9 protein-coding genes are annotated in these 10,754 nt (G+C 73.1%); 5 read left to right on the top strand and 4 right to left on the bottom strand.

Annotated elements, in window-relative coordinates; all coding sequences use genetic code 11:
- Nucleotides 1-126 precede the first annotated feature (126 nt).
- A complete protein-coding gene (locus ACFV0Q_RS30820) occupies nucleotides 127-1,641 on the bottom strand; it encodes a tetratricopeptide repeat protein (protein ID WP_385009677.1) in 1,515 nt (504 codons plus the stop codon).
- A gap of 96 nt (nucleotides 1,642-1,737) precedes the next feature.
- On the opposite strand from ACFV0Q_RS30820, the gene ACFV0Q_RS30815 reads away from it, so the two are divergent.
- A complete protein-coding gene (locus ACFV0Q_RS30815) occupies nucleotides 1,738-3,144 on the top strand; it encodes an FAD-binding oxidoreductase (RefSeq protein ID WP_385009675.1) in 1,407 nt (468 codons plus the stop codon).
- Between the two features lie 38 nt (nucleotides 3,145-3,182).
- Here ACFV0Q_RS30815 and ACFV0Q_RS30810 read toward each other — a convergent pair whose 3' ends face one another.
- Entirely contained in the window at nucleotides 3,183-3,665 is a 483-nt protein-coding gene (locus tag ACFV0Q_RS30810) for an SsgA family sporulation/cell division regulator (RefSeq protein WP_266577119.1), read from the bottom strand.
- A gap of 280 nt (nucleotides 3,666-3,945) precedes the next feature.
- Between ACFV0Q_RS30810 and ACFV0Q_RS30805 the strand changes: the two genes are divergently transcribed.
- Nucleotides 3,946-5,538 (top strand): RDD family protein, encoded by a 1,593-nt coding sequence (locus ACFV0Q_RS30805; protein ID WP_385009673.1) that lies wholly within the window; start codon nucleotides 3,946-3,948, stop codon nucleotides 5,536-5,538.
- An 89-nt stretch (nucleotides 5,539-5,627) separates the two neighbouring features.
- Nucleotides 5,628-6,356: an RDD family protein gene (locus ACFV0Q_RS30800; protein ID WP_385009672.1), complete on the top strand. Its 729-nt coding sequence runs from the start codon at nucleotides 5,628-5,630 to the stop codon at nucleotides 6,354-6,356.
- Between the two features lie 85 nt (nucleotides 6,357-6,441).
- On the opposite strand, the gene ACFV0Q_RS30795 is transcribed toward ACFV0Q_RS30800, so the two are convergent.
- A complete protein-coding gene (locus ACFV0Q_RS30795) occupies nucleotides 6,442-6,762 on the bottom strand; it encodes a hypothetical protein (protein WP_385009671.1) in 321 nt (106 codons plus the stop codon).
- Between the two features lie 471 nt (nucleotides 6,763-7,233).
- On the opposite strand from ACFV0Q_RS30795, the gene ACFV0Q_RS30790 reads away from it, so the two are divergent.
- Together ACFV0Q_RS30790 and ACFV0Q_RS30785 are read left to right on the top strand one after the other, a co-directional pair.
- Entirely contained in the window at nucleotides 7,234-9,591 is a 2,358-nt protein-coding gene (locus ACFV0Q_RS30790; RefSeq protein WP_385009679.1) for an immune inhibitor A domain-containing protein, read from the top strand.
- Between the two features lie 111 nt (nucleotides 9,592-9,702).
- Entirely contained in the window at nucleotides 9,703-10,008 is a 306-nt protein-coding gene (locus ACFV0Q_RS30785; RefSeq protein WP_385009669.1) for a hypothetical protein, read from the top strand.
- A gap of 14 nt (nucleotides 10,009-10,022) precedes the next feature.
- Here the strand turns inward: ACFV0Q_RS30785 and ACFV0Q_RS30780 are convergent, their stop codons facing one another.
- Nucleotides 10,023-10,619 (bottom strand): isochorismatase family protein, encoded by a 597-nt coding sequence (locus ACFV0Q_RS30780; protein ID WP_385009667.1) that lies wholly within the window; start codon nucleotides 10,617-10,619, stop codon nucleotides 10,023-10,025.
- Nucleotides 10,620-10,754: the final 135 nt, after the last annotated feature.

Here is a 10,754-nt window from a genome sequence, read left to right as displayed (position 1 = left end):
GCCCGACGGCCTGCTCGACTTCCTCGGCCGCACCGACGACCAGGTCAAGATCCGCGGCTTCCGGATCGAACTCGGCGAAGTGGCGGCCGCGATCGGCCGCCATCCGTCCGTCCGGGGCGCGGCGGGTCAGCGGGCCGAGGGCGAGGGCTTCGCCTCGGGGGCCTTCGGCTGCGGCTTCGGCTTCGGCGGGTTCGGCTTGGGGAGTTCGGGCGCCACCCACGGGGTGCGCGGCTGCATGTTCTCCGGACCGCCCGCCGACGGCTGGCCGACCGAGGCCAGCGCCTCCTTCGCGAGGGGCCCCCGCAGCGGCGAGAACCCCGGGTTGGTGCGCAGCGCCTCCTGGAGGTGGCGCCGGGCCGCGGCCTCGTCGCCCAGACCCCGCTCGATCATCGCCCGGTGATAGGCGAAGTCCGCGCTGCGCAGCCCCAGATCGGTGGCCTTCTTCGCGTGCTCCAGGGCCGCCGTGTCCTCCCCGGTGCGGTGCAGGGCCCAGCCCAGGGCATCGGCCACCTGCACGCTCTTGTGCCGCTCCCACTCCGCCGACAGGCGGACCACGGCGGCCTGCGCGTCGCCGTGGTCCGCCTCGAACAGGCCCAGCACCACCGCCTCGTCGACCCCGTCGGCCGTGCCCCGCGCAGCCAGCACCGACAGCGCCTCGTACTGGACGCGGGCCTCCTCCGGCCGCCCCAGGGAGTCCAGCAGCTCGCCCAGCTCCAGCGTGAGGAGCGGCGCCGGCGTACGCCCCAGCGCCAGCCGGTAGTCCCGTACGGCCTCCCCGCCCCGCCCCAGCGCGGCCAGCGCCCGCGCCCGCCCGCCCAGCGCCTCCGCCTGCGCCGGGTCCGTGCGCAGCGCGGCCTCCTGCTGGAGCAGTGCCTCCGCCGCGTCGCCCCGCTCGAAGGCCAGCTCCCCGAGCCGGAACAGCACGTACGCCTTCTCCGCCGGCGCCTTCGCCGCGCCCGCCGCCTGCTCCAGCGACACCACCGCGTCCTCGCGCCAGCCCCGGTCCCGGTAGACCTGCGCCGCCCTCAGGTGCGCGGGCAGCCCTTCGCGGAGCTCCTGCAGCCGCTCCATCGCCTTCTGCGCGGCCTTGTAGTCGCCCAGGCCCGTGTACGCGTCCACGAGGACCGGGTACGCCGTCCAGCGCCGCGGCGCCTGGGCCCGTACCAGCTCGCCCCACTTCTTCGCCGTCCCGAAGTCCCGGCGGGCGTTCGCGAGGGTGCCCATGCCCGTCATCGCGTCGAAGTTGCCCTTCTCCGCGGGGCGCACCTCCAGGGACCGCTTGAGCGCCTTCTCCGCCTTCGGGTACCAGCCCGAACCGGCCGTCCGCCGGGCCTGTTCCAGGTACGCGGAGCCGAGCACCGCCCACGAAGCGTCGTCGTCGGCGTGCGCGGCGACCCACTTCTCCCGGTCCGCCACCAGCGCCGTCAGGTCCACCGCGGCGGCCGGGGCGCCCATGCCGACCGCCGCCGCGGCCCGTTCGCTCGGCCCCGGCGGGCGCGCGTCGTCGCCCGTGCGGGCCGGGCGGATCAGCAGGGCCCCGGCGATCAGGACCACCGCCACCGCGGCCGCCACGACCGTCTTGCGGCCGGTGAAGGTCACGGGCGGGGCGGGCTGGCGCGCTTGCTCGTCGAATCCGTCCATGCGCTCACTGTGCGTCAATATGAAGAGCTCGCCGAGGTGTCCGAAGCCGGTCGCGGCCGTGTTCACACCGATGGCCCCGGCTGTCACGCTGGCCCCATGGACGACGATCTCTCCGTACGGCTTCCCGAGCAGCTCTCCGCACGGCTCATCACGGCCCTGCGCGAGGGACTCCCGCCCGAGGCGGTTCTGAGCGACCCTCAGGTCACCTCCTCCTACGCCACCGACATGGCCAGCTTCTGCGACGCCGGCACCCCCGCCGTCGTCGTCCTGCCGCGCACCGTGGAGCAGGTGCGGCACGTGATGCGCACCGCCACCGCCCTACGGGTCCCCGTCGTCCCCCAGGGCGCCCGCACCGGGCTGTCGGGCGCCGCCAACGCCTCCGACGGCTGCATCGTGCTCTCCCTGGTGAAGATGGACCGGATCCTGGAGGTCTCCACCGTCGACCGGACCGCCGTCGTCGAGCCGGGCGTGGTCAACGCCGTCCTGTCGCGGGCCGTCGCCGAACAGGGCCTGTACTACCCGCCCGACCCCTCCAGCTGGGAGCAGTGCACGATCGGCGGCAACATCGGCACCGCCTCGGGCGGCCTGTGCTGCGTCAAGTACGGGGTCACCGCCGAGTACGTGCTCGGGCTCGACGTGGTCCTGGCCGACGGGCGGCTGCTGCGCACCGGGCGGCGTACCGCCAAGGGGGTCGCCGGATATGACCTGACCCGGCTCTTCGTGGGCTCCGAGGGCACCCTGGGCGTGGTGGTCGGGGCCGTCCTCGCGCTGCGTCCGGCGCCGCCCCGGCAGCTGGCGCTGGCCGCCGAGTTCCCGTCCGTCGCGGCCGCCTGCGAGGCGGTCTGCGCCGTCATGGAGGCGGGGCTCGCGCCCTCGCTGCTGGAGCTGATGGACCGTACGACCGTCCGCGCCGTCAACGCCCTCGGCAGGATGGGCCTGCCCGAGAGCACGGAGGCGCTGCTGCTGGCCGCCTTCGACACCCCGGACGCGGCCGACGGGCTCGCGGCCGTCGGCGCGCTGTGCACGGCCGCCGGGGCCACCGCCGTCGTTCCCGCCGAGGACGAGGCGGAGTCGGAACTTCTGCTCCAGGCCCGCCGGATGTCCCTGACCGCCCTGGAGGCGCTGCGGCCCGCGACGATGATCGACGACGTGTGCGTGCCCCGGTCCCGGCTCGCCGAGATGCTCGACGGCACGGCGGCCATCGCCCGGGCGTACGACCTGCTCATCGGCGTCTGCGCGCACGCGGGCGACGGCAACACCCACCCGGTCGTCTGCTTCGATCCCGCCGACGAGGACGAGGCGCGGCGGGCCCGGGCGTCCTTCGACGCGATCATGGCCCTGGGGCTGGAACTCGGCGGGACGATCACCGGCGAGCACGGGGTCGGGGTGCTGAAGAAGGACTGGCTCGCCCGCGAACTCGGGCCGGTCGGGCTGGAGATGCAGCGGGGCGTCAAGCGGGCCTTCGACCCGCTCGGGCTGCTGAACCCCGGCAAGCTCTTCTGAGTCCCGGGTCTCGGGCGTGCGGTCGTCGGGGGTGCGCATCACAGGTCACCGTCCGCGGCCGACTCGTCCGACGGCCACGGGTCCCGCAGCCACAGGTCGTCGGCCGGCGTCGGGGTGAGCAGGTCGGCCAGGGCCGCGTCCAGGCCGAGCCGCTCCGCCTCCGTCCCGGGCGGGACCACGCGCAGGGTCCGCTCCAGCCAGGCCGACACCGAGCCGGCCGGGGCCTCCAGCAGGGCGTCGCCGTCGGGGGAGCTGAGCGCCATGCACAGCACCGCCTTGTTGTCGATCTTCGTGGGCCAGATCCGGACGTCTCCGTGGCCGCAGGGACGGAACACCCCTTCGACGAGCAGCTCGCGGGCGAAGGTCCAGTTGACCGGGGTGCTGGAGCCGGTGTGGAAGGTGACGTGGACGGCGTACGGGTCGTCGGTGAGGTACAGGAGCCTGGCGGGGACGGGGACGCTGCGCTCGGGGGACAGGACCAGCTTGAGTTCCAGTTCGCGTTCGATGACGGGGTGGTGCATGACGGCCTCACTTCGGTGCGTTCGCTTGCGGGTGCGGGGCGGGAGCGTGCCCCACACCCGGAGAGAGCGCGGGTGTGCCTCGCTATGACGCGACTTCCGGCCCCGAATGCGAGGTTGGCCGAAATCTGTCGGCTGACCGAAAAGGGTCGGGTGGGGTGAGGTTCGCCCGAAGGCTTGGAATCTCCCGTTACCGGACCTGTCGGGAGGGGGTTCTTGGCTATGGTCCTCCCCTTGGGTCCTCCCCTGCACAAGCCTCAAGCCACGATCGGAGTTGGGGACATTGACGGCCTCCCCTGGTGACGGCGAGCACGCTGCCCGCGAGGGTTACTACCCCGATCCGTCCATCCCCGGGTTCGTCCGGTACTGGAACGGCGCGGCCTGGGTCCCGGGCACGAGCCGACCCGCCGCTCCCGCGGAGGAAACGGGCCCGGTCTTCCTGGACGAAACCTCCGCGACGGAGGCCCTCCCGGACCCCGACCGGGACTGGCAGGCGGGCCCCGCGCGGGGCGCCGACGCGGCGGGCTGGCAGGCGGACCCCGCGCACCAGGCGGGCTTCGGCGGGCCCCGGGACGTCCGGGTCTCCTGGGGCGGGCCGGCGGAGCCGGAACCCCGGCCCGGCGGCGGGATCTCCCTGGCCCGACCTGCCCCGGCGGCGGCGGCCGCCACCGCCCGGCGGCTCCCGGGGCAGGCCCCCGCCGAGAGCGTGGGCATCCTGTCGGCCCGCCCGCCGGCCTGGCCCGACGCCCCCGGCGCGGGCACCTCGGGCCTCACCTCCAGCTGGCCGGAGTCCCGGCCCGCCCCCCGCCCGACACCGTCCGACCCGCCCTTCGAGGCCCGCGGCGCGGCCCCTTCGGCCCCGCCGCCGTACGAAGCCCGAGGCGCGGCGTCCTCGGCTCCAGCACCCTTCGAGGCCCGAGGCGCGGCCCCTTCGTCGTCGGAGCCCTTCGAAGCCCGAGGCGTGGCCCCTTCGTCGTCGGAGCCCTTCGAAGCCCGAGGCGTGGCCCCTTCGGCCCCGGCGTCGTACGAGGCCCACGGCGCGGCCCCGTCAGCCCCGGGACCCTTCGAAGCGCGCGGCGCCGCCCGTCCGGCCCCGGAGGCGTTCGAAGCCCGCGGCGCGGCGCCCTCGGCTCCCGCGTCCTTCGAGGCCCGCGGCGCGGCCCCTTCGGCCCGGGCGGATGTCGAAGCGCGCCGCTCCGCGCCTCCGGCGGCCCCTTCTGCCCCCGCGGCCCGCGGCGCCGGGCGGAGCCCCGCGAACCCGGCGGCCCGGTCCGGGGCGGAGCCGGACGCGGCGGCGGCACCCGCCGCGTCGGGGTTCGAGCCCCGGGGCTCGGCGAGGCCGGACCCCGCCGTCCCCGCGCCCCGGCCGGAGGCGACCCGGGCGGTCTTCGAGCGCATGGCCGACCGCGCCGTCCGCCCCGCCGGCCTGCTCCGCCGGGCGCTCGCCCGCACCGTGGACTCCCTCGTACTCGGCGCCGTCGCGGCCGCCACCGCGCTGCCCCTCGTACCGCGGGCGACCTCGCACGTGCAGGCCAAGGTCGACGCGGCCCGGGCCGGCGGCCGCACCACCACCGTGTGGCTGCTCGACGCCACCATCACCGGCTACCTCGGCCTCGTCCTGGCCGCCGTCCTCCTCTTCGGGGTCTTCTACGAGGCCCTGCCCACCGCCCGTTGGGGCCGCACCCCGGGCAAGAAGCTGTTCGGCATCCGCGTCCTCGCCGCCGCCACCCTGCGCCCGCCGGGCTTCGGCCGGGCCCTGCGGCGCTGGCTGGTGTACGCCCTGCTCGGCCTGCCGGGCAGCCTCTGGTGCCTGCTGGACCGCCCCCGCCGCCGCGCCTGGCACGACCGGGCCGCCGGGACGTACGTGGCCCGTTAGGCACCGCGAAGGGGCCGCCCAGGCGAGCCGCTCCCCCGAACGGACGCGGTCCCGTTGCGAGCCCCACGGGCCCGGGTTCGACTCGGGCCATGAGTACCGACCAGCCGCCGCCGGGCGAGCCGCCCGAGGACGACCCGTTCCTCAAGAAGCCCCAGGAACCGACGCCTCCGTCGGGTGGTTCGCCGTACGGCTCGCCGCCTCCCGGGGGCGGCGGCTACCCCCCTCCGCCCCCGCCTCCCCCCGGCGGCGGAGGCTACCCCCCGCCGCCGCCCCCGTACGGCGGTGGCGGTGACCCGTACGGCGGCGGTGGCGGCCACGGCATGCCCGATCCGCTCGCCGGGATGCCGCCGCTCGCCGACTTCGGCCGCCGGCTCGCGGCCCGGATCATCGACCTGCTGATCGTCGGCGTGCCGCTGTTCCTCGTCCAGCTGCCCTTCGGCACCAAGCGGTACATGGTCGACACGGACAAGGGCGAGGACGTCACCGGGGTCATCACGAAGTCGTACAACGGCTCCGGTCTCGTGTGGACGCTGATCTCGATCCTCGCGTACGTCGGCTACGACTGGTGGATGACCAAGCAGAGCGGCCAGACCGTGGGCAAGAAGGCCATGGGCCTGCGCGTCGCGATGCTCAACGACGGCAGCGTGCCGCCGTCCAACGCCTCGCTGAGCCGGGCGGCCGTGCTCTGGATCCCGACGCTGGTGTGCTGCTTCTGCCTGTGGCCGCTCGCGCTGATCGTGTCGATGCTCGTCGACAAACCGTACAAGCAGGGCCTGCACGACAAGGTGGCCAAGACCGTGGTGGTCAAGTCCACTTAGCAACAGCCGGTACGCGAACACGCGCGGGCGGCCGTCCCCTCCGGGGGGTGGCCGCCCGCTCCCGCGTTCGGGCCCGGCGGCGCCGTCAGTGGTGAACGGGGTGCTCCGCCGGGGCCGTTCGGGGCTCGGGCACCCGCGCGGGCTCCGCGGCCGGGGCCCCCTGCGCCGCGGGGGTGGCGGCCCCGGCGGCGGTGGCGGCCGGCCCGGACCGCCCGGCGGCGTGGCGGCCGCGGCGGCGGGGGATCGGCACGGTGAGGGCGACCAGGAGCCCGAGGGCGAGCGCGGCCGCGGAGATGACGGCGACCCCCAGCCCCGTGCTCGTCTGCGAGAGCAGCAGCATGGCGATCGTCGACACGATGACGGTGGCGGACCCGTAGGCGAGCTGTGCGACAGTCGGACGCGGCATGGCGTGTTCCGTCCTCAAGGCGGGGAGGGGGAGTCGGCTCAACAGGTCGCGCGTCAAGTGACTCTAGGACGGGATGCCCGAGCCGCACCAGAAGTAAGCGCGGCCTAACCCACAGTGCCGCAGCACGGGGGGCGCACGGCCCCGCACGATGCGCCGTACCGGGCCCGTAACGGGCCCCCGCCGCCGGGCCCGTGAAGCGCATATCGCCCGGGATGGCCCCCTATGACGGGAGAACGTCCGTATACCGGAACTGCCTGACCGCATAGTGCAGTTGTAAGGAAGAAGTCAAGGTCTGTCTTTTCTTTAGACTCTCCGGTCAAATGTCGTCACTTGAGACGCGCGCCGCGCGGAACCCCCCGCTCCTATGGAGATGTTCCGACCTACGTCGCGGCCGCGGGAGGGGAACGACATCAAGTGACCGGCAATTCCGTCAGACGACGCACCCTGCGCACCCTGGCCATCGGTGTGACCATGGCCGCCTGCGCCACCAGCGCCACCTTCTTCACCGTCACCGCCGCCCAGGCGGAGGACAAGGGCCCCGCGGTCCCCGCTTCCGACCGGCAGGACCCGACCGCTCCTGCCAAGCTCGTGGAGCACGACCTCAAGGGCCCCTTCAGCGAGCAGCAGGCGAAGCAGAAGAAGGCCGCCCTGGAGCAGGTCCTCACCGGCAAGAAGGACGTCGAGCAGCGCGGCGCCTCGAAGGTCGTGAAGCTCGACGACAAGAAGTACGTCGAGCTGGGCCGCGAGAAGACCGACAAGATCTTCACGATCCTCGTCGAGTTCGGCGACCAGGTCGACAACTCGACCATGTTCGACCCGGACGGCCCCCAGGGCCCGAAGCCGCCCGTGCCGAAGTACGGCGGCACGCCCGGCCCGCTGCACAACCAGATCGCGCAGCCGAACCGCGCGGACAACAACAGCACGGCCTGGCAGAAGGACTTCAGCCGCCAGCACTTCCAGGACCTGTACTTCGGTACCGGCCAGGGCAAGAACTCGCTGAAGACCTACTACGAGAAGACCTCCTCGGGCCGTTACTCGGTCGACGGCGAGGTCGCCGACTGGGTCAAGATCCCGTACAACGAGGGTCGTTACGGCTCAAACTACTGCGGCCAGACCAACTGCTCCAACGTGTGGGACACCGTCAAGGACGGCGTCACCGCGTGGACGGAGGCCCAGAAGAAGGCGGGCAAGACCGACGCCGAGATCAAGGCGCAGCTGTCCCAGTACGACCAGTGGGACCGCAACGACTTCGACGGCGACGGCAACTTCAACGAGCCCGACGGCTACATCGACCACTTCCAGATCGTCCACGCGGGCGAGGACGAGTCGGCCGGCGGCGGCGTGCAGGGCACCAGCGCCCTGTGGGCGCACCGCTGGTACGCGTACGGCACCGACGTCGGCAAGACCGGTCCGGCGAACAACAAGGCCGGCGGTACCCAGATCGGCGACACCGGCATCTGGGTCGGCGACTACACGATGCAGCCGGAGAACGGCGGCCTCGGCGTCTTCGCGCACGAGTACGGTCACGACCTCGGTCTGCCGGACCTCTACGACACCACCGGCGGCGGCGACAACTCCGTGGGCTTCTGGTCCCTGATGTCGGCCGGCTCCTGGCTCGGTGACGGCAAGGAGTCCATAGGCAACCTCCCGGGCGACATGACGGCCTGGGACAAGCTGCAGCTGGGCTGGCTGAACTACGACAAGGCCAAGGCCGCGACGAAGTCCACCCACAAGCTGGGCGTGTCGGCATACAACACCGCGGACAAGCAGGCGCTGCTCGTCGAGCTGCCGAAGAAGCAGGTCAAGACCGACATCGTCGCTCCCGCCGAGGGCTCCTCGCAGTGGTGGAGCAACATGGGTGACGACCTCAAGAACACCCTCACCCGCTCCGTCGACCTGACGGGCAAGAAGTCCGCCGCCCTCTCCCTCAAGGGCTGGTGGGACATCGAGGCCGACTACGACTTCCTCTACACCGAGGTGTCCACGGACGGCGGCGCCACCTGGACCGCGCTGGCCGGCACCGCCGACGGCGCGGCCATCCCGGCCGACGCCTCCGGCAGCCCGTCGCTGACCGGTGTCTCCGGCGCCTGGAAGTCGCTGAACTTCCCGCTCGACGCCTACGCGGGCAAGAAGGTCGACCTCCGCTTCCGCTACCAGACGGACGGCGGCGCGGGCGGCAAGGGCTTCACCGCCGACGCCGTCAACCTGACCGCGGACGGTGCCACCGTCTTCGCCGACGGCGCGGAGAACGGCGACAACGGCTGGACCGGCAAGGGCTTCTCCCGCGTCGGCGCCGGCTTCACCAAGGAGTACGCCCAGTACTACCTGGCCGAGAACCGCCGCTACGTCTCGTACGACTCGACCCTCAAGGTCGGCCCGTACAACTTCGGCTTCTCCAACACCAAGCCGGGCTGGGTCGAGCACTACCCGTACCAGGACGGCCTGCTGATCTGGCAGTGGGACACCTCCCAGAAGGACAACAACACGAGCGTCCACCCGGGCTCGGGTCTGATCCTGCCGATCGACGCCAACGCCAAGCCGATGAAGTGGTCGGACGGCACCCTGCTGCGGAACAAGATCCAGCCGTACGACGCGCCGTTCAGCGCCTACTCGACGGACGCGTTCACCCTGCACAAGAACGGCGAGGCGCTCTTCCTGAAGCCGAAGCCGGCCCAGCTGGTCTTCGACGACCACAAGGGCAAGTACTACTACGACGAGAACCCGACCGGTTCGGTGAAGGTCACTGACACCAACACCAAGATCAAGATCGCGAAGGAGACCTACGACGGTCTCCAGATGACGATCGAGGTCGGCCCCGCCGTCAAGTAGTCCGCAAAACCGCAGGTCAAAGCATGATCGGCCGTCGCCCTCTAGCGGGCGGCGGCCGATCGCGTTTAGATGCGGGTGCGAGTTCTGTTATTGACGGGGGAGCTGAAGATCATGCCAGGTGGAGGTTTCGTCAGACTGCCGGGCGGCAGCGTGGTGGTCGCGCTGACGCTGCCGAGGCCGTCCGGAGAGGGCGGAAACGTCCGCGTGCTGGTGCACGCCGCGAACCGGGCCCGCGCCCTGACCAGGCTGCGGAACCTCGGCATGCGGGCGGTGTACCTGCGCGGCAACGCCCAGCCCCCGACCCCTGACGAGGTCACGGCCGTCCTGCACCACCCGGACGGCCTCCTGTGGCGCTGCGCACCCGACCGCGCGGAAGAACTCTGGCACCCGATCCGAGCCCTCCTGCGGGGCGCCTAGGACCCCGCGAGCCGTCAGGACCGGTACCGGTCGCCCACCAGGGCCACCCCGGCCGCGCCGAGGTCCTCCAGGGCCGCGGTGGTGGTGCGGGGGGCCACGGCGGCGGTGAGGTCCAGCAGGACGCGCGTGGTGAAGCCCGCGCGGGCCGCGTCGAGGGCGGTGGCCTTCACGCAGTGGTCGGTGGCGATGCCGACCACGTCGACCTCGCTCACGTCGTGCTCGCGCAGCCAGTCCGCGAGCTTCGCGCCGTTCTCGTCGGCGCCCTCGAAACCGCTGTACGCGGCCTCGTACGCGCCCTTGTCGAAGACGGCGGCGACGGCGCCGGAGGCGACGGCGGGCGCGAAGTTCGGGTGGAACCCGACGCCCTCGGTGCCGGCGACGCAGTGCACCGGCCAGGAGGTCTCGTAGTCGGGCTCGGCCGGGGGGCGCGCGAAGTGCGGACCGGGGTCGATGTGGTGGTCGCGGGTGGCGATCACGTGCCGGTAGCCGGCGGTGCTCTGCCCGATCAGATCGGTGATCGCGGCGGCGACGTCGGCTCCGCCGGGGACGGCGAGGCTGCCGCCCTCGCAGAAGTCGTTCTGTACGTCGACGACGATCAGTGCGCGGTGCATGACGTGTCCTTCGGTCGGTGTCCATGGTGCGGCGCCGTTGCCGGGGCTCTGCCCCCGGACCCCCGCGCCTCAAACTCCCCCGGCTACCGCTGGGAGGTGCCCCCGGGCGAGGCTGGATTGCCCTGCGGGCAATCC

Origin of the sequence: Streptomyces sp. NPDC059564 (assembly GCF_042735575.1) — a bacterium.
GTDB lineage: Bacteria > Actinomycetota > Actinomycetes > Streptomycetales > Streptomycetaceae > Streptomyces.
Note: the sequence above shows the minus strand (reverse complement) of the source record. Positions and strands in the feature narration are given on the sequence as shown.

What these genes read in the sequence shown, in the direction of transcription:
- ACFV0Q_RS30790 (WP_385009679.1), top strand. Translation starts at nt 7,234, where the DNA reads ATGGCCGCCTGCGCCACCAGCGCCACCTTCTTCACCGTCACCGCCGCC.
- ACFV0Q_RS30800 (WP_385009672.1), top strand. Translation starts at nt 5,628, where the DNA reads ATGAGTACCGACCAGCCGCCGCCGGGCGAGCCGCCCGAGGACGACCCG.
- ACFV0Q_RS30795 (WP_385009671.1), bottom strand. Translation starts at nt 6,762, where the DNA reads ATGCCGCGTCCGACTGTCGCACAGCTCGCCTACGGGTCCGCCACCGTC.
- ACFV0Q_RS30810 (WP_266577119.1), bottom strand. Translation starts at nt 3,665, where the DNA reads ATGCACCACCCCGTCATCGAACGCGAACTGGAACTCAAGCTGGTCCTG.
- ACFV0Q_RS30820 (WP_385009677.1), bottom strand. Translation starts at nt 1,641, where the DNA reads ATGGACGGATTCGACGAGCAAGCGCGCCAGCCCGCCCCGCCCGTGACC.
- ACFV0Q_RS30785 (WP_385009669.1), top strand. Translation starts at nt 9,703, where the DNA reads ATGCCAGGTGGAGGTTTCGTCAGACTGCCGGGCGGCAGCGTGGTGGTC.
- ACFV0Q_RS30815 (WP_385009675.1), top strand. Translation starts at nt 1,738, where the DNA reads ATGGACGACGATCTCTCCGTACGGCTTCCCGAGCAGCTCTCCGCACGG.
- ACFV0Q_RS30780 (WP_385009667.1), bottom strand. Translation starts at nt 10,619, where the DNA reads ATGCACCGCGCACTGATCGTCGTCGACGTACAGAACGACTTCTGCGAG.